At 46.1% G+C, this 18,945-nt stretch carries 14 protein-coding genes; 11 read left to right on the top strand and 3 right to left on the bottom strand.

Features of this window, described 5'->3' with window-relative positions; genetic code table 11:
- From B3Z75_RS05365 to B3Z75_RS05330, 8 genes are all read left to right on the top strand, one after another.
- Positions 1 to 424 (top strand): hypothetical protein (locus B3Z75_RS05365; RefSeq protein WP_294068423.1); only part of this gene is annotated, 424 nt, incomplete at its 5' end.
- A complete protein-coding gene (locus B3Z75_RS05360) occupies positions 421 to 3,504 on the top strand; it encodes an efflux RND transporter permease subunit (RefSeq protein WP_294068421.1) in 3,084 nt (1,027 codons plus the stop codon). The genes B3Z75_RS05365 and B3Z75_RS05360, both read left to right, overlap by 4 nt.
- Positions 3,505 to 3,563: 59 nt before the next feature.
- On the top strand, positions 3,564 to 5,072 hold the full coding sequence (locus tag B3Z75_RS05355; protein WP_294068419.1) for a TolC family protein: 1,509 nt from the start codon (positions 3,564 to 3,566) through the stop codon (positions 5,070 to 5,072).
- An 18-nt stretch (positions 5,073 to 5,090) separates the two neighbouring features.
- Positions 5,091 to 8,279: an efflux RND transporter permease subunit gene (locus tag B3Z75_RS05350; protein WP_294068417.1), complete on the top strand. Its 3,189-nt coding sequence runs from the start codon at positions 5,091 to 5,093 to the stop codon at positions 8,277 to 8,279.
- Between the two features lie 163 nt (positions 8,280 to 8,442).
- Positions 8,443 to 8,757 (top strand): NVEALA domain-containing protein, encoded by a 315-nt coding sequence (locus B3Z75_RS05345; protein WP_294068415.1) that lies wholly within the window; start codon positions 8,443 to 8,445, stop codon positions 8,755 to 8,757.
- 86 nt (positions 8,758 to 8,843) lie between these two features.
- Positions 8,844 to 9,923, top strand: a complete 1,080-nt coding sequence (locus B3Z75_RS05340) for a BF3164 family lipoprotein (RefSeq protein WP_294068413.1) — start codon at positions 8,844 to 8,846, stop codon at positions 9,921 to 9,923.
- An 836-nt stretch (positions 9,924 to 10,759) separates the two neighbouring features.
- A complete protein-coding gene (locus tag B3Z75_RS05335; RefSeq protein WP_294068411.1) occupies positions 10,760 to 11,134 on the top strand; it encodes an NVEALA domain-containing protein in 375 nt (124 codons plus the stop codon).
- Entirely contained in the window at positions 11,121 to 12,287 is a 1,167-nt protein-coding gene (locus tag B3Z75_RS05330; RefSeq protein WP_294068409.1) for a 6-bladed beta-propeller, read from the top strand. Before B3Z75_RS05335 ends, B3Z75_RS05330 begins: the two co-directional genes overlap by 14 nt.
- A gap of 420 nt (positions 12,288 to 12,707) precedes the next feature.
- On the opposite strand, the gene B3Z75_RS05325 is transcribed toward B3Z75_RS05330, so the two are convergent.
- Entirely contained in the window at positions 12,708 to 13,586 is an 879-nt protein-coding gene (locus B3Z75_RS05325) for an alpha/beta hydrolase (protein WP_294068407.1), read from the bottom strand.
- A gap of 187 nt (positions 13,587 to 13,773) precedes the next feature.
- On the opposite strand from B3Z75_RS05325, the gene rlmN reads away from it, so the two are divergent.
- The 3 genes from rlmN to pdxA all read left to right on the top strand — a co-directional run bounded on the left by rlmN (position 13,774) and on the right by pdxA (position 17,136).
- On the top strand, positions 13,774 to 14,802 hold the full coding sequence (gene rlmN / locus B3Z75_RS05320; RefSeq protein WP_294068405.1) for a 23S rRNA (adenine(2503)-C(2))-methyltransferase RlmN: 1,029 nt from the start codon (positions 13,774 to 13,776) through the stop codon (positions 14,800 to 14,802).
- A gap of 193 nt (positions 14,803 to 14,995) precedes the next feature.
- Positions 14,996 to 16,000: a DUF4837 family protein gene (locus tag B3Z75_RS05315; RefSeq protein WP_294068402.1), complete on the top strand. Its 1,005-nt coding sequence runs from the start codon at positions 14,996 to 14,998 to the stop codon at positions 15,998 to 16,000.
- Between the two features lie 44 nt (positions 16,001 to 16,044).
- Complete coding sequence (pdxA, locus tag B3Z75_RS05310) at positions 16,045 to 17,136, top strand: 4-hydroxythreonine-4-phosphate dehydrogenase PdxA (RefSeq protein ID WP_294068400.1); 1,092 nt, start codon at positions 16,045 to 16,047, stop codon at positions 17,134 to 17,136.
- A gap of 10 nt (positions 17,137 to 17,146) precedes the next feature.
- On the opposite strand, the gene tal is transcribed toward pdxA, so the two are convergent.
- Together tal and ilvC are read right to left on the bottom strand one after the other, a co-directional pair.
- The gene (gene tal, locus B3Z75_RS05305; protein WP_294068398.1) at positions 17,147 to 18,103 is read right to left on the bottom strand and encodes a transaldolase; all 957 of its coding nucleotides are present in this window, start codon (positions 18,101 to 18,103) and stop codon (positions 17,147 to 17,149) included.
- A gap of 122 nt (positions 18,104 to 18,225) precedes the next feature.
- Positions 18,226 to 18,945 (bottom strand): ketol-acid reductoisomerase (gene ilvC / locus B3Z75_RS05300; RefSeq protein ID WP_294068396.1); only part of this gene is annotated, 720 nt, incomplete at its 5' end.

The raw sequence follows: 18,945 nt of genomic DNA, 5'->3' as shown, positions 1-18,945 counted from the left end.
TAATGACAACTTTATGTTATCTTCTTTTATCGATAAAAAAAACGTCTTATTCTTCAGTATCCCCCAAAATGTGTGTTACAGTTGTATTCAGTCAATAACACAAATGCTTGAAATAATATTCCCCAACTACGAAATCAGTAATAATGTTGTTTTTATTTCACAGAATATTGAAGATCGATTTAAGGAAAACTTAGAGGGTAAAGTTGTTATGACTACATCTGAACCAATAATCTCTTTCAGAAGTGACTTTCTCAACGAATCTCTCTATTTTTTTATTTTAGATGAAACTATGGAAGTAAAACATTTGCATTTTTTTGACAAATCAAACATAAGTAGAACCAATGTATACTTAAAAGCTGTTTCCGATATTATATTGTCCCACAAAATAAGCTATCTGACTAACAGCCAAAAACCAACCAAATGATCAAATTCCTCCTCCGCCGCCCCATCTCCGTTCTTATGCTGTTTCTGGCCTGCGTGATTATCGGGATCATCACCTACAACACGCTGCCGGTATCACTGCTGCCCGACATTGCCATACCCGAAATCACGGTACAGGTGTCGGGCGACAATAGTTCGGCCCGTGAGCTGGAGAACGCGGTAGTGACACCGATTCGCCGGCAACTGATGCAGGTAGGGAAATTGCGGGATATACAAAGCGAAACACGCGACGGGTCGGCGATTATCCGCCTGAAGTTCGACTACGGAACCGATACCGACCTGGCCTTCATTGAGGTGAACGAAAAAATCGACGCCGCCATGAACAGCCTCCCCCGCGACACGAGACGGCCACGGGTAATCAAGGCCAGTGCGGCCGACCTGCCTGTATTCTACCTGAACCTCACACTCAAAAGCGATTCCCCCTACTCCGCCACCAACGAGCATCAATTCCTCGACCTCTCGGAGTTTGCCGACAACGTGGTGAAACGGCGCATCGAACAACTACCCGAAGTGGCCATGGCCGACATGACGGGGCTGATGTACAAACACCTGCAAATCGTCCCCAACCCGGCCTTGCTCGAATCGGCATCAATCACCCTGAACGACATTGAAAACGTGCTTGCAGCCAACAATATTGAACCGGGAAGCATGATCGTGCGCGACGGATACTACGAGTACAACATTAAATTCTCCTCGCTGCTGCGCACACCCGACGATGTGCGGAATATCTTCCTCGAAAAGGATGGGAGGATCTTCCGGCTGAGAGAGCTGGCTGAGATCGACGTGGTGAAACAACCCGAATCGGGGCTCTCACTCATCAACGGGAAAAGGGCTGTCACCATGGGCGTGATCAAACAGGCCGACGAAACCATGAAGAACCTGCGAAAATCACTGAACAAGACACTGGAAGACCTGGAACGGAGTTACCCGGAGGTGGAGTTTACCGTGAACCGGAACCAAACCGAACTGCTCGACTATACCATTTCCAACCTGCAGGAGAATCTGATCATTGGATTTGTCCTGGTATTCTTTGTCGCCCTCCTATTCCTCGGCGATGGCAAATCTCCGCTGATCATCGGTATCAGCATGACCACAGCCCTGATCACAACCTTTATCTTCTTTTTCCTCTTCGGACAGTCGATGAACATCATCACACTCTCAGGGCTGATCCTTGCCCTGGGTAACATGATCGACAGTTCCATCGTGGTGACGGATGTGATCACCCAATACCGGAAACAGGGCTGTACGCTGGACGATGCATGTGAGAAAGGCACCAAAGAAGTAATCATGCCAATCTTCAGCTCCACACTGACTACCATCTCCGTGTTTGTACCGCTTGTCTTTATGAGCGGTATAGCAGGAGCCATTTTCTACGCCGAGGCATTTGCCGTAACCGCCGGCATGTTCGTCTCCTACCTCACAGGTATCATTCTGCTCCCGGTACTCTACAAAATAGCATACGGCAGCAGGCTCAGGCACAAAAAAGCGGAAGGATTCTTCGCTTCCGTGCAACAGAGAATAGACCGGGTGATCTTTCCGGCTTACGATCAGGGAATCCAATATGTTTTCCGCCACAAGATTCTTTTCCTCACTCTGCTGGTCATTTCCGTCCCGCTCTGTATGTTCCTTTTCAGGGCAATGCCGAAATCAAGCATGCCCAACATAAGCTATAAGGAAAGCATCGTCACCGTAGAGTGGAACGAGAATATCCATGTGGATGAAAATGCACAGCGGGTATCAAAACTACTTCAGACAACAATAGAGCATGCAGTGGAAAATGCCGCCTACGTAGGACAACGACAATATCTGCTGGAAAAGGATAACGATCTGACTGTTACAGAGGCTCAGTTGTACTTGAAAACAGACAATTCTTCCAAAGTTGTATCACTTGAAACAAAAATATCGGATTGGGTACGTCATCATTATCCGGATGCCGTAGTTAACTTTTCTCCTCCGGAAAACATATTCGAAAAAATTTTCGATACCAGCGAAGCGGATTTGATCACCCAACTTTATCCGAAGAACAGGGAAATAGCACCCAATCCCGAGGCTATCCGGAAAATTGAATCGAGTTTGGCGGTATCCACAGGTGAACGGGCTGAAACAGTACCTTTTGAACAACAATATGTGATCGTTCCGAACAAGGAAAAACTGCTGCTCTATGGCGTTTCATGGCAGGAGATATCGCAAACATTGAAAACTGCATTCAGAGACAACCAGGTAACAGTATTACGTTCTTTCCAGCAATATCTCCCCATCTCGATTGCAGGCAGAGAGCAATCCATTCAGGATGTTCTGCAGCAAACACTGGTATATGGTTATCCCGAAGCCGACAGGTCGCAGGCCATCCGTGTGCCGCTGGCTTCGCTGGTCTCCCTGACACCCGGTGAGGACATCAAAACCATCATTGCCGGAAAAAACGGGGAATATATCCCAATTTACTATTTCCAACCCAGCCAGCCGGAAATATTGATGGAGAAGACACGTAAAACCATCCGGCAGGAGAATGCGTGGGATGTGGCATTTTCCGGCAGTTACTTTTCCAACAGACAGATGTTGAAAGAACTGGTGATCATCCTGCTGGTTTCTATCCTGTTGATGTATTTTATCCTGGCTTCGCAGTTCGAAAATTTTCTGCAGCCACTGATCGTATTGGCTGAAATACCGATCGATATTGCGTTTACTCTTATCGTTCTTTGGCTCACGGGCCACACTCTGAACCTGATGAGCGCCATCGGAATTGTGGTAACCATTGGCGTAATCCTTACCGACTCCATCCTGAAAATAGACCTGATCAATGAGTTGAGAAAAGAGGGGATGCCCCTGATGGAAGCAATCCATACCGGTGGCGTAAGAAGATTGAGAGCCATCATCATGACGGCACTCACATCCCTGTTTTCGATGATTCCCATCCTTTTTACGTTCGATTTAGGGTCAGAGTTGCAGAAACCGCTTGCCATTGCGATGATCAGCGCAATGACCATCGGGACAGTCGTAAGTATATTCCTTATCCCGTTACTCTATTGGGTAATATACAGGAAGAAGGATTCAATAATTCCATGATGTGATGATCATATTCCAACACTCCTGGCTCCTGATTCTGAATAAATAGTTTTAATCATATGAAACGAGCATGTAAACAATTAATTCTGATATTTGCGCTGCATCTGGCTGGTATTTCCATAATCCACACAGATGCACAGGAAAGACCGATTGAGCTGGATCTGACAACCACGGTACAGCTGGCGAACGACAGCTCGCTATCGGCATTCCGCGCGAAAAACAGCTACATGGCAAGCTATTGGGAGTACAGGTCGTTCAAGGCAGACAGGCTGCCGTCCCTATCGCTTTACCTGACTCCTGTCAGTTATAACAGGGATTATACCCGCAGGTATGACTCCGAACAAAACATCGATATATACCGCCGGCAGCAATCATTTTACAGTTTTGGCAACCTGGCTGCCCAGCAAAACCTCGATGTCACCGGCGGCACCTTCTTTGTGGACTCGGAGCTGGGTTATATCCGCAACTTCGGAGATCAGAGCTACAGCCAGTTCTCAAGCGTTCCCCTACGCGTCGGCTACCGGCAGAACCTGATCGGGTACAATCCCTTTAAATGGGAGAAAAAAATCGCTCCCGTGAAATTTGAGAAAGCACAGAAAGAATTGATCTACCAGTTGGAGCAGACCGCGGAAACAGCTACCGGCTACTTTTTCGATCTGGCCATGGCACAGGCCGAATATGAACTGGCCGTGGAGAACCTGGCGAGCTCGGATACACTCTACAGCATTGGTGAGGAGAGACACAAGATCGCCTCCATCGGGCAAACCGATCTCCTAACGTTAAAACTCGACAAAGTAAACGCCCGTAACAGCCTCCAGAACGCGGAAATAAACCTCAAGAGAAGCATGTTCGCACTGGCAGCATACCTGAACCTGGAGAAAGATACACGCATCTCCCTGAAACTGCCGGACTATCCCAAACAGATCATCATTACGGAAGAGAAGGCACTGAGTCTGGCCAAGGAAAATAATCCCCGTTACCTCGATTCGGAACAGCAGATTTTACAATCGGAACAGACGGTAGAAAGGGCGAAAGTTGAATCCCGATTCAATGCAGGCCTATCTGCCAGCGTAGGATTCAACCAGGTGGCGGAATCATTCCGGAATGCTTACCGCAACCCCCTTCAACAGGATATCGTCTCACTCACCCTCTCCATTCCACTGGTAGATTGGGGCGTAAGAAGGGGACGGCACAACATGGCAAAAAGCAACCTCAGCATCACCCGCCTGACTACCCGAGAAAATGAAATACGACTCGAGGAAGATGTGATCATGACCGTGGGCGACTTCACCATTCAGCAACAACTCATCCGCAGTGCGGAAGAAGCAATGGAACTGGCCAGGCTGGCATACGATCAGACACGTGAACGGTTTATCATCGGGAAAGCCGACATCAATAGCCTCACCCTCTCTACCAGCCGCAGACAGGAAGCGCAGCGAAACTATATTCTGGCACTAAAAAATTACTGGCAGAGCTATTTCAAGATCCGCAAACTCACTCTCTACGATTTCGAAAAACAGGTACCCATTGCGGAGATCTTCGACTGGAACCTGACGGGTAAAAAATAACAGCTAAATATCATCGCTTTGGCAGAGAAGAAAAAGATATCCTCCTTTACAATCATCGTAGCGTTTGTCTGTCTGGCAATCGTGGGTCTGGCTCTTGTCCATCTATTGCCTGTGAAACTGGCTCCCTCACGTACCCTGCCAGGTATCACGGTGTATTTCAATATGACTCATTATGGTGCACGTGTAGTGGAGATGGAAGCTACCTCACGATTAGAATCGATGCTGGCCCGTATACAGGGTATCCGGAAAATCAGCTCAACATCGGGCAACGGATGGGGTAGTATCACCATTGAACTGGACAAGCATACTCCCATCGACTTGGCCCGCTTTGAGGTGTCGACTATTATCCGCCAGACTTGGCCCGAGCTGCCACGGGAAGTATCCTATCCCTATATCACGGTAAACCGTCCAGACGACGAGGCAACCCGTCCTTTCATGACCTACACAATCAATTCCGCGGCAACCCCCATCGTCATCCAACGATACACCGAGAACGTGATCAAAACGGCATTAAACAACATCGGGGGCCTTTATAAGATTGATGTGAGCGGAGCCCAACCCATGGAATGGCAGCTGGAGTATGATCATGACAGGCTGCAATCGATCGGGATCACGCCCAACGATATCAGGCAGGCTGTTTCCCGGCATTATACGGTCGATTTTCTCGGAATGGCGGAAACGGGGAGGCCGGGAGAAACCTCTTCCTGGATACGAATCATGCTGAAGTCGGAGGCAGAGAAGAACCATTTCGATCCGGAAGCCATATTTGTTACAAACGGTGCAGGGAACCTGATCCGGCTCGATCAGCTCGTGAAAGTAAAACATACGGAAAAGGAACCATCTGCTTACTACCGCATCAACGGGCTCAACTCCATCTATCTCTCCCTCACCGCCGAAGAATCGGCCAACCAGCTACGATTGAACAGGCAGGTTAAGGAAACGATGCGGCAGATTGAAGCGGCACTGCCTGCCGGCTATGAGATTCACGCCAGCTATGACGCAACCGACTATATTCGTGAAGAACTGCACAAAATCTATATCCGCAGCGGGCTCACCATTCTCATCCTCACCCTTTTCGTGCTGCTGATCACCCGCAACGGCCGTTACCTGTTTCTTATCGCAGCCAGCCTCTTCGTAGACCTGGCAATCGCCGTGATCTTCTATTACCTGTTCAAACTGGAGATACAACTCTATTCACTGGCCGGCATCACCATCTCGTTGAGCCTGATCATCGACAACGCCATTATCATGACCGATCACATCATGCACAAGGGCAACAGAAATGCGATCATGCCTATTCTCACCGCCACGGTCACCACCATCGGCGCACTCTCCATGATCTTTCTGCTCGACGAGCGGCTACGGCTGAACCTGCAGGATTTCGCAGCAGTGGTGATGATCAACCTGATGGTGTCGCTATTTGTTGCCTCCTTGTTCGTACCGGCGGTAGTGGAACGGATAGGGCTTGAAAAGCGGCGTCATGGAAAAAAAAGAAAGAGACGGTTCCTCTCCTTCCCCCTTTTCTCCCGCGAACGGATGGTCGTCCGGCTCACCCGCCTCTATGAAATAACCATCCTCCTTCTTTCCCGCAGGAAATGGATCGCTTTCGTCGGCATCATCCTCTTGTTCGGTCTGCCCGTATTCATGTTGCCGGAGAAAATTGAAAAAGAGACTCCTTTTGCCTTGAAATACAATCAAACAGCAGGTAGCACCACCTACAAAGAAAAAATCAAGCCGGTGGTCGATAAGGCGCTGGGGGGAACCCTGCGGCTGTTTGTGGAGAAAGTCTATCGGGGCAGTTATTTCACCCGCAGTGATGAGATGGTACTCACCATCACCGCATCAATGCCCAATGGCACCACCCTCTCTCAAATGAATAACCTGGTGGTCAGGATGGAACGTTACCTCAGCGGTTTTCCCGAGATCAGGCAGTTTCAGACCAGTATCCACAATCCGAACAGGGCATCGATCAATGTTTTTTTCCGGAAGGAGGCGGAAAGGAGCGGTTTTCCCTATCAACTGAAAAGCAATGTGATTGGCAGAGCCCTACAGCTGGGAGGGGGCAGCTGGGATGTATACGGGTTAGAGGACCAGGGATTCAGCAACAGTGTGCGTGAAACAGCCGGGCAGTACAGGGTAAAGCTCTACGGATACAACTACGATGAGCTTGCAGCATGGACCGACAGCCTCAAACAGCGGCTGCTCACCTACCGCCGCATACGGGAAGTGACCGTCAACTCCAACTTCTCATGGTACAAAGATGATTACCAGGAGTTCTCGTTCGACCTGAAGCGGGAACAACTGGCTGCCCGGGGTATCCGCCCCGGGGAATTGTTCGCTACCCTCCAACCGCTCTTTGCCCGCAATATGTGGGCAGGGTCGGTGGCAGTCGACGGAGGCAATGAAGCCATCAATCTCACCGGGAAACAAGCCGGAGATTATGATATCTGGGCATTGCAGCATTTCGACATGCACAGCGGTGACCGCTTCTACAAGTTGAACGATGTGGCCAGTATCGTCAAGGGACAAGCCCCGCAGGAGGTGGGGAAGGAAAACCAGCAATACCGGCTAACGATGCAATACGACTACATCGGTTCATACACACAGGGACAGAAAATTCTTGAACGGGAGCTCGAGGAATTCAACAAACGCCTCCCCATGGGGTATACGGCACATAGTGAAAGCAGCTACTGGGGATGGGGCAGCAAGGACAACAAGCAGTACCGGCTCATTGGATTGCTCATCGTGATCATCTTCTTCACCTCCTCCATCCTGTTCAACTCCTTGAAACAACCACTGGCCGTGATCTTCATCATCCCCATATCCTTTATCGGCATCTTCCTCACCTTCTACTGGTTCAAACTGAACTTCGACCAGGGTGGTTTTGCCTCGTTCATCCTCCTATCGGGTATTACCATCAACGCCGCCATCTATATTGTTGACGAATACAACCGCATACGCACGCGGCGACCGGATCTTTCCTCACTGAAGGCTTACCTGAAAGCATGGAACTCGAAGATCATTCCCATCTTTCTCACCGTCATTTCCACCGTTCTCGGGTTCATACCTTTCATGGTAGGCACACAAAAAGAGGGATTCTGGTTCCCCCTGGCCGCAGGCACCATCGGAGGATTACTCATGTCGATTATTGGAATATTCATCTTCCTTCCTCTTCTGATGGTAAGGAAAAATACGGAACAGAATTGAGACAGAATTGAGACGGGTGTTTTTTTGGCCAATCATCTTTTATGTTTTTCTTTTGCAAAAAACAAACGTAAATCCGGTGGAATAAATTCAATTTGTAAAACCATGTAAAATAAAAACTCCTTCAAGAAGGAGGTTATATCAACAACTTTAATTTTTTATTCGCATGAAAAAGAAAATTTTATCGGGTGTTTTCGCCCTCGCACTCCTTGCAACCGCAGGTTTCGGAGTGCACAAAAGTATGAAGAGTAATGTGGGATTAAGCGATCTGGCGTTGGCCAATGTGGAGGCGTTGGCAAATGGAGAAAATGGTGGCACTCCTGTGCGGACTTGTTACACAGGAACAATATATGAAGACGCCGGCTCACCAACAAGCATTCAGCCATGTGACTCTCGCACTAGTTCTTCGATGATTTATCCATGTCCTCCAGAAAAAAGAGGTAGAATTTATAGCTATACCTATAGCAATTGTACTACTTAAAATAACAATCTACTCTGTTTTGATTTAAAAACAGAGTAGATTACACTAAATAGCAGTATGTACATATATAAATATAATTTTCAAAGATGAAAAGGTTTTTACTATTATTTCTCACTATTATTTTTTTGATGAGTTGTAATAAATTAAGTGAAGATTATTTTAATGCAGAAATATTTACAACTGATATTTCCAATATCCGATGTGATACACTTATAGGTGAAATAATTACACTAAAGGATATTTATGCAGGCTATATGACAGTTTATGACTCTATGATGTTATTTGTATCTCACTCGTTTCCTGATTATTATTTATACATTTACAATTTAAACAATAATGAACTGATAGGAAAGTATGCACATAAGGGCCAAGGTCCTGATGATTATATTGATTTTACGCATGCGGAACAATTTATCATAAATAATAAGGATATTAAGTTATGGGTCAGAAATGGATATGGTGCTGAAAATATTTTAATCAATATAACTAACACCATTAACACGTCCAAGTTTATTATAGACTCCACTCTGTATCTTAACTGGAAAAAAAACTCATTTGTCCCTTTTGGATACGTCTTTATGGCTCATCAAGATAAGGCTTTAACTAGAATACAGGCCGAGAGAATAGAAGACAATAGTTTTATTCCGGATAGATATGAAGTCTATAATATGCGCCAAGAATTTATTCAAAAAATCGAAATCTTTAACAAGCCAATACTAAAGAAACAAAATGATTTTCCAGTAGAAAATTATTTTGTTTCGAGAGATAGAATAAAACCTGATGGGACAAAAATTGTAATGGCTATGGAGATGTTGGCACAATTAAATATTTATGACATTAATAATGACAAATTGAAAGGATTTAGGATAAAAGGAACGCCAGACTTTGATTATCTTTTACGTGACACTAAAAACTATAGAATCTTTTTCAGAGATGTATGTGTTGACAATGAATACATTTATGCATTATATTCAAATACTATTATAGAGGAAAATGGTAAAAACTACCCTTTTGAAACAAATTCAATTCTTGTGTATGATTGGGATGGAGAAATTACAAGAATAATTATTTTGGATAAGAAAACTCATGAAATTACTATTGATCCAATATCTAAATACTTGTATATTCTTACTATTGATGATTTAATTTACAAATATGCACTATGACCAAATCATCGTGAGTGGAAACATCAACTTGTCACACGTTTCGCCTGTATCGGTAACGGAAAAAGAGAAAACGAGGAATTAATTAATGTCTGCTGAATACTAGTTAGTAATGATGAAAATCAGCAAATTGATCGATGTCGAATTTGTATAACTACAAGAATTTGAGTATTTTCACTTCATAATCCTTAAATTTTATGATACGATACAAGAGCTCCAGACAGCTTTCAATTTCAGGGTTCAAGATGACCTTTGAGGCAAAACTTAATGAGAATAACCAGTTGGTTGTCCTTTCAAAAACAGTACTCCGGTAAGAGTTTGCCCTGTTTCACTACTGTTTGTGATGCGGATATCAAGTACTCCACCAACCTGGACCTGTTGTACGAAAGTGATAAGCTTATATCATAAAGATGATTTCCATTTGTATGAAATAGTAGCGATGTCATACTTTTTTATCCTTGATAAGGACTTATGTGTTAAACAATTGATCATAACTAATAAAATAAACCCAGAACTAACAATAGAATATCTGAAAATCATGAAAGATTGCTATCCAAGCAGTTGAAAGACGAGATGATTGTAGATAAGGCATCCTGTGTGTATGTCGAAATCCAAAGATCCAATTTCTGAAAAAACCGTTGGAACCGGATACTAAAGAATTTGGAATAACAACGCGAACAGAATTGAGACGGGTGTTTTTTTGGCCAATCATCTTTTATGTTTTTCTTTTGCAAAAAACGAACGTAAATCCGGTGGAATAAATTCAATTTGTAAAACCATGTAAAATAAAAACTCCTTCAAGAAGGAGGTTATATCAACAACTTTAATTTTTTATTCGCATGAAAAAGAAAATTTTATCGGGTGTTTTCGCCCTCGCACTCCTTGCAACCGCAGGTTTCGGAGTGCACAAAAGTATGAAGAGTAATGTGGGATTAAGCGATCTGGCATTGGCCAATGTGGAGGCGTTGGCACAAAATGAAGGTGGAAATGAAAATGGGGATAAATGGCAAGTAGGCGAAAAAACAATCACAACAGAAATTTATGAGACTACTTCACCGGGATGGTCATGGAATGCCAGTTTAAAAGCATGGATACTCAATGGTACAGTCACCCAAACTTGGCCTCCGCAATATCAAAAAACCACAACTTCAGTAAAAATAAATTGTTGTAGATTAATGGGAGATTTAACAAATTGTAATTATGAACCATGTTAATCATTTTCTAAAAGGCATTCTTCCTATTATAATAGGAGGAATGCTTTTATTCCTATCATCATGCATAGAAAACAACAAAACAAAAATAAAAAAAGATGATAGGGTGTATGTAAATATGGATGTGGCAAATTTAAAAATCTTTGATATTAAAAATATTGCGGATTCAGCTAAGTATATTCCACTTGAGACGAATAATCAATCTTTAATCACATCAATTAGCAAATTGTATGTCAAGGACGATTCAATAATCATATTTGATAGAAAAAACAAGAATATACTTTTATTTGATGAAGAAGGAAAGTTCATTAGGAAAATAGGCGAAAAAGGCAGCGGACCTTCAGAGTACATAGAATTCAATGATATATACTATGACTTCGATGCAAATAAAATTTATGCCTTTGAAAGATTTCAAAGTAAGATGTTTGTTTATTTATTAAATGGAAATATTGATGAAATAATAAATTCGAGATTTTCTTTTAATTCTTTTATAAAAACGAAAAAAGGTTTTTGGATTTACAGCTGTTTTAAAAATAACAATCCAAGTAAATTTAACTTAATTTACAGCGATAATAAACTTAGTAAAATTGAAAATGGTTTTTTCCCACAAAAAGACTTTGTTAACATAACAAATGAAACTTGTTTTTCTGAGGATAATGACCATAATAAATATTTCTATTACCCGACTTCAAATATTATCTACAAATTAAATAATAATAAAGTAGAACCTTTTGTTGAAATTAATTTTATAGGTAGAAATCTTCCGTACGAAAAAATCACTCAAGCTAGAACGATAGATGAATATAATAAAATTATTAACACAAACAATTATGTGGGATTTATAGAGAACCTGCACATTTTGAACAACATTTGTGTTTTTAATTGTTCCGAAAGCAATTTAAATAAATCCATTATGACTTTCAAAGCATCCGTTGATATAGCAAATGGAGAAGCAAGCGTTTACAATGGGTATAAAAATGCCGAAGGCTCTCCTGGTCTAAATCGTCTATTATACGTAACCAATAAAAATGAATTGGTTTATGCCATTAATCCAGCTGGTTTAATGGATCAAGAAATAGATGGATTAAAAAAGATCCTACCGTCAATATCTTTTGATTCAAATCCAGTATTGGTTTTTTATAAAATCAAACATTAAGGAAAGCGGTACTACAAACATATTGGCAGTATTCAAAAAAGAATACAAGAAAATTATTGAAAAAAGTGGAGTCCTGAAAGGACTCAAGACACAGGAATGTCAGCCGCTTGTTGAAGTATCTCCAAAAGAATGAAAAAGAATGTTTTATCCGGGATGTTTGCCCTCGCACTCCTGGCAACCACAGGTTAAAGTATTCATGATATTGATTTAATAAAGGAGGTGGAGATTGTCAACCTGGATTGTGATGAAGCGATCATCGGCAATATCGATAATGGAGTTCTTTTGATACAACTGTCGGAGTAACACCACAATAAATGTCAATATATTTGGCTACAAAAATTTAAAGAAACAGTTGTTGGGTATACCCCGTAACCACGGTTACTGTAACCTGGAATCCGTTCACATGACGGTTTTCCCGCTTCACTTTTCAATCATCCCGATGTCCCGCAACCAGGAGAGCACCCGGAAGGGCCATTCGTTCACCGTGTGGCCGGTGTTGCGAAGCCCGTAACCATGGCCGCCGGAGGGATAGAGATGCAAGGCTGCCGGCACCTTTGCTTCCTTCAGCGCATAATAATAAAAAAGGCTGCTGTTGATATGACTCTTGTCGTCCTCCGTCTGAATCAGAATGGTGGGCGGTGTGTTTTGATCGACCTTCAGCTCGGAAGCAATGGAGAAATGCTCTCCGGAGAGATAGGCCGGGTAGACCAGGATGGTGAAATCGGGACGGAGGCTCACCTCGTCGAAGGAATCCACTTTCGGATAGGTGCGCTCACCGTAGTTTGTGCTGGCCACAGCCGACAGGTGTGCACCCGCCGAGAAACCCATTACACCAATTCTGTTGGCATCAATCCCCCACTCTCCCGCATGGGCGCGGGTGTAGGCGATGGCACGCTGCAGGTCCTGCAAAGGAGCAGCATGCTTCTCCAGCCCCTCACGTCGCGGCACACGGTACTTCACCAGCACGCAGTTGATGCCAAAGCTGTTGAACCGTTTGCAGATTTCCGACCCCTCCAGGTTGTAGGCCAGGATATTGTATCCCCCGCCCGGGTTCACGATAAGCGTGACACCCTTGTTATTATCGGCAGGAGCCGGGTAAAAGGTCAGCGTGGGTTCATCCACATTGCTGATGCGCAGCACGGGACAACCGGCCACCTTTTTGCCGCTCAAGTCGTCCACCTGTTTCATTTTTCCCGTTTCGCCCGGTGCGCCGCCGGGAAATAACAGCACCGGTTTTTCCTGTGACTGGATACGCATTGTTGCAAAGACAATAAAAAGCAGAAAAACAATATTTCGCATAGTAGCTAAATTTCAGTCTGAAAATTTGTCTGATTACTGATTACAAATATAATACTTTTAACCATTTCTTCCGATCACGACCTCTATTTTCACCGATTCATCCGGAACTATTTTACTCTTTTTCATTGCGATGCTTCATTTTGCCAAATACTCCGTATCTTTGCACCATAAATTACAATTGCAGCAAATGGAGCAAAAACAAACCCTGCTCGGCATGACGCTCGCCGAAATTACCGAAAGCGTCGCGGAACTGAACCTCCCCAAATTCACCGCCAGACAGATTGCCGATTGGGTCTATCTGAAACGGGTGAAGAGCATCGACGAGATGACCAACATCTCGCTAAAAAACAGAGAACTACTCTCTGACAAATTCGATGTTGGCCGCTCAGAGCCGCTCGACATCAAAACATCGGTCGACGGCACCCGCAAGATGTTGTTCAAAACCGCCGGCGGCAAGTTCATCGAAACGGTTACCATTCCCGAAGAGGACCGACTCACCATCTGCGTCTCCTCGCAGGTGGGGTGCCGCATGAACTGCGACTTCTGCATGACCGGCAAACAGGGGTTCCACGACAACCTCACCGCCACGGAAATCCTGAACCAGGTATATTCGGTACCCGACTCGGAACAGATCACCAACCTGGTCTTCATGGGGATGGGAGAGCCGCTTGACAACTACAAGCAGGTGAAGAAAGCATCGGAATTGCTGATGGCGGACTATGGCCTGGCCTGGAGCCCCAAGCGCATCACCCTCTCTACCATCGGCCTCGCCTCCAGCCTGAAGCGGTTCCTCGACGAAAGCAAATGCCACCTGGCTGTCAGCCTGCACAACCCCATACCGGAACAACGGCTCGCCATCATGCCCATTGAAAAATCGGCTCCCATCACCTCGGTCATTGGAATGCTGCGTGACTACGACTGGAGCCACCAGCGACGACTCTCTTTTGAGTACATCATGTTCGACGGGGTCAACGACACCCTGCTCTACGCCCGGGAACTGACCAAGCTGCTGGCCGGACTCGACTGCCGCATCAACCTGATTCGCTTCCACGTGATCCCGATGAGCAACCTACGCCCCTCCACCAATGAGAACATGATCAAGTTCCGTGATTTCCTTACTGCCAAAGGATTTATCAGCACCATCCGGGCTTCGAGGGGGGAGGACATCTTTGCCGCCTGCGGCATGCTCTCCACCGCAAAAATCGAAAAAAAATAAGGGTTCCCTGTTTTTTCAGTGCCCACGGGACAACAAAAGACTGAAACAAGAGCTGGTACTACAACCAACTTTTGGACAAATTAAGTGCGCTTGCATTTCATTTCCACGCAAATAGTTGTATATTTGTTTTGTGAAACGTGTACAACCATGTTTTCACCAGGACTGGATTGATTATCCCATAAAAAATACGCATATGAAACGATTTTCAGGTTTACTCGCCCTTATTGCAACCATCGTCCTCTTCACGTCGTGTGATGGTGGGGGCGGCTTCTTGTCTGCTTCAGGAACAAACAACGAGATGATGGTACTGATGGATGACACTGCTTGGGAATCTTCTCCCGGCCGAGCCCTGTTCGACGTGCTCAACTCAAACGTGAAGGCGCTGCCACAGGCCGAACCAAACTTCACCATCGTACAGATTGCACCCGAAAATTTCACCAGCACCTTCAAGATGGCACGCAACATCATTATCCCCGACATCTCCAATATTTACAGCTACCCCAAGCTCACAGCGGAGATCGACAAGTATGCCGTGGGGCAGGTAGTCATGAACATCCATGCTCCCGACAGTGCCAGCTTTGCCAAGTTTGTGACTGAAAACAGGGAAAGCATTGTGAACTACTTCGTAGACAAAGAGTTGGAACGCACCGGCAAATGGCTGAAGAGAGAGGTATCGGCCCCGCTGTCACGCGCACAACAAGTGTTTGGAATCAATATCCATGTGCCCAAGGGACTGACCAATGTCACCGAGCACCAAAACTTCTACTGGGCCACCAACAACGCCTCCCGCGGGCGACAGGATATTGTCATCTACCAGTTTCCGTACACCACGGAAAAAGTATTCGAAAAAGATTCGCTCATCAGCATCCGCAACAAGGAGCTGGGAAAATATATAAAAGGCTCCTTCGACTCGGAAATGACCACTGCCACGCGTGTCTACTCCCCCGATTACCGGACTATGGAGCTTGACGGCATCTTCCGGGCAGAACTGCGCGGATTGTGGGAGATGTCCACCGACATGATGGGAGGCCCGTTTGTGATGCACGCCTTTGTAAACGACAATACCGGCATGGTCGTTGTGGTGGAAGTCTACGTATACGCACCGGAAATGAATAAACGCAACCTGATGCGCAACCTGGAAGCCACCCTCTACACCATCAGCCTACCCAAACCAAAAGAGGCGGTGATTGAAGGATAGCGGATCAGAAACAATACTGTCAAAGAGAATCAAAAAAAAGATACATGTCATCATTAATCAAAGTGGGCATCACGCACGGCGATGTCAATGGAATCGGATACGAAGTGCTGCTGAAAGCATTCTCCGACGACCGGCTGCTCGAGTTGTTCCACCCAGTCATATACGGATCATCCAAGTCGGCCTCTTATCACCGCAAAGTAATGGAGGGTGACCCGGTTAACTTTCATATTATTTCCAAAGTCGAAGAATCGCAGGAGGGAAAGATAAACCTCCTGAACTGCGTCAAAGAGGAGATCAGAATTGAATTGGGCACAGCAAGTGCCGAAGCGGGCGAATCGGCCTATATTGCGCTGGACCAGGCCACGAACGACCTGGCAAACGGGAAGATCGACCTGCTCGTAACCCTCCCGATCAACAAGAATAGCATACAAGGTGTACACTTTCGCTTCCCGGGGCATACCGAATTCCTCGAAGATCGGTTCGCCAAAAACGGAGAGAAGGCATTGATGATCCTTGCCACGGAGGTTTTACGCGTGGCACTGGTCACCACCCATCTGCCCCTCGCGGAGGTCCCCTCCAAGTTGTCCAAAGAGCTGATCCTGGAAAAGTTGCACATACTCAACCACTCCCTGAAACGCGATTTCAGAATTGAGAATCCGCGTATTGCCGTACTGGCGCTCAATCCGCATGCCGGTGAAAACGGACTGCTCGGCAAAGAGGAGAGTGAGATCATTGCCCCTGCCGTGAAGGAAGCACAGGAGAAATGGATTCTATGTGCCGGACCTTTTGCTGCCGACGGATTCTTCGGGTCGGGACGATTCAAGGAGTTCGACGCCATACTCGCCATGTACCACGACCAGGGACTCATACCGTTCAAGACCCTTGCCATGGATGCCGGTGTCAACTTCACCGCCGGACTCCCCATCGTACGCACCTCACCCGACCACGGCACGGCCTACAATATCGCCGGCAAGAACCTGGCCTCCGACGAATCGTTCCGCCAGGCCATCTACATGGCCATGGACATCTTCCGAAACAGGATTGCATATGACGAGCCGAGCAGGAACCCGCTGAAAAAGATGTTTTTCGACCGCGGCAAGGACGACGAGAAACTCGATCTGACAAAGGAAGAATAAGAACAGCAGCTTACAGCATAGCCGCAATCTGCTGTTCCAGCTTTATCAGGTCTTTGGTGAAGTTGCGGATCCCTTCGGCCAGCTTTTCGGTGGCCATGGCATCCTCGTTTAGCCTCCACCTAAATGATTTTTCATCGACCGTTAACCGTTCAATATCCATCCCGGCAGCAGTTTCGGGATTCAGCTTTCTTTCCAGTTTCCCCTCCTGCTGCTCCAGCTCCTCCAAAAGCTTGGGAGATATGGTGAGCAGGTCGCACCCTGCCAATTCGCAGATCTCTCCGATATTTCTGAAGCTGGCACCCATCACCTCTGTTTTATAGCCAAATTTCTTATAATAGTTATAGATATTGATGAGTGACAAGACGCCAGGATCTTCCGGGGCAGGAATATCGGAGACTCCTCGTTCCTTTTTGTGCCAGTCAAGAATCCGCCCCACAAAGGGGGAGATAAGCCGCACGCCGGCGTCGGCACACGCTATGGCCTGTACCTGCGAAAAGAGCAATGTCAGGTTGCAATGGATTCCCTCTTTTTCCACAATCTCCGCAGCTTTTATTCCCTCCCAGGTGGAAGCGATCTTGATCAATATGCGTTCGCGTGAGATACCGGCAGCTTCGTAAAGGGCAATCAACTCCCGAGCTTTTTTAACGGTTGCTTCGGTATCGAAGGAGAGGCGGGCATCCACCTCGGTGGAAACACGGCCCGGCACAATCTTCAATATTTCCAGTCCGAAGTTAACCGCCAGCTTGTCCAACGCCCTGGCAAGCTGTACCGAGGGGTCGGCAGAGAACCGTTTACCATAGGCAACCGCCTCGTCTGCCAGCGGTCGATACTTCACATCCTGGAATGCCTGAAAGATCAGTGAGGGGTTGGTTGTAGCATCCATTGGCCTGTAGGCCTCTATTGAGACAAAATCACCCGTGTCGGCAACCACCGTGGTGTAAGATTTCAACTGTTCGAGTAAATTCATGTTGTGTCGGGTTTTAGATGATGGAACTTATTTGTTCCAAAGATAATCATCCCATGGATAATAACAAAAGGAGACGCAGATTTAACTCTTTGTCTCCTTTACATTTAGAAATCAGTATTTCCTCAGTTATTCTCCGGGCGCAGCTTGCGTACCACAGCCCCGGTCTGCCACATCTCGCTTTCACGAAGGGCCTTCAGCTCTTCCTCCAGCTTCTCGCGATAGTCAGGCTGTGAGTTGCTGTCGATGGAGCGTTGCGCTTCGTTGCCGGCAGCTACCTCCCTATACAGTTTCTCAAACACCGGCTTGGTGGCATCGTGAAACGGGCCCATCCAGTCCAGGGCACCACGCTGTGCAGTGGTGGAACAATTGGCATACATCCAGTCCATTCCTTTTTCCGCAAAAAGAGGCATCAGCGATTGTGTGAGCTCCTCTACGGTCTCGTTAAAAGCTTCTGAAGGGGTATGTCCGTTGGCACGAAGCACCTCATACTGTGCCAGCAACAATCCCTGGATAGCGCCCATCAGTGTGCCGCGCTCACCGGTAAGGTCGGAAAACACTTCCCGTTTGAAGTCGGTTTCAAACAGATAACCCGATCCCACGCCAATGCCCAGTGCTACCACACGCTCGAACGCCCTTCCGGTAGCATCCTGGAAGATGGCGTACGAAGAGTTGAGGCCGCGCCCCTCGAGGAACATTTTCCGAAGGGAAGTACCCGATCCTTTCGGTGCTACCAGGATCACATCCACATCGGCAGGAGGGACAATGCCCGTACGCTCTTTGTAGGTGATCCCGAAGCCATGAGAGAAGTAAAGGGCCTTGCCTGCTGTCAGGTAAGGTTTGAT

This window comes from Proteiniphilum sp. UBA1028, assembly GCF_002316955.1.
Taxonomy (GTDB): domain Bacteria; phylum Bacteroidota; class Bacteroidia; order Bacteroidales; family Dysgonomonadaceae; genus Proteiniphilum.
Note: the sequence above shows the minus strand (reverse complement) of the source record. Positions and strands in the feature narration are given on the sequence as shown.

Bases quoted from the DNA above. Each gene is read 5' to 3' on its own strand.
- B3Z75_RS05360 (WP_294068421.1), top strand. From the start codon at position 421: ATGATCAAATTCCTCCTCCGCCGCCCCATCTCCGTTCTTATGCTGTTT.
- B3Z75_RS05355 (WP_294068419.1), top strand. From the start codon at position 3,564: ATGAAACGAGCATGTAAACAATTAATTCTGATATTTGCGCTGCATCTG.
- B3Z75_RS05345 (WP_294068415.1), top strand. From the start codon at position 8,443: ATGAAAAAGAAAATTTTATCGGGTGTTTTCGCCCTCGCACTCCTTGCA.
- B3Z75_RS05340 (WP_294068413.1), top strand. From the start codon at position 8,844: ATGAAAAGGTTTTTACTATTATTTCTCACTATTATTTTTTTGATGAGT.
- B3Z75_RS05335 (WP_294068411.1), top strand. From the start codon at position 10,760: ATGAAAAAGAAAATTTTATCGGGTGTTTTCGCCCTCGCACTCCTTGCA.
- B3Z75_RS05330 (WP_294068409.1), top strand. From the start codon at position 11,121: ATGAACCATGTTAATCATTTTCTAAAAGGCATTCTTCCTATTATAATA.
- B3Z75_RS05325 (WP_294068407.1), bottom strand. From the start codon at position 13,586: ATGCGAAATATTGTTTTTCTGCTTTTTATTGTCTTTGCAACAATGCGT.
- rlmN (WP_294068405.1), top strand. From the start codon at position 13,774: ATGGAGCAAAAACAAACCCTGCTCGGCATGACGCTCGCCGAAATTACC.
- B3Z75_RS05315 (WP_294068402.1), top strand. From the start codon at position 14,996: ATGAAACGATTTTCAGGTTTACTCGCCCTTATTGCAACCATCGTCCTC.
- pdxA (WP_294068400.1), top strand. From the start codon at position 16,045: ATGTCATCATTAATCAAAGTGGGCATCACGCACGGCGATGTCAATGGA.
- tal (WP_294068398.1), bottom strand. From the start codon at position 18,103: ATGAATTTACTCGAACAGTTGAAATCTTACACCACGGTGGTTGCCGAC.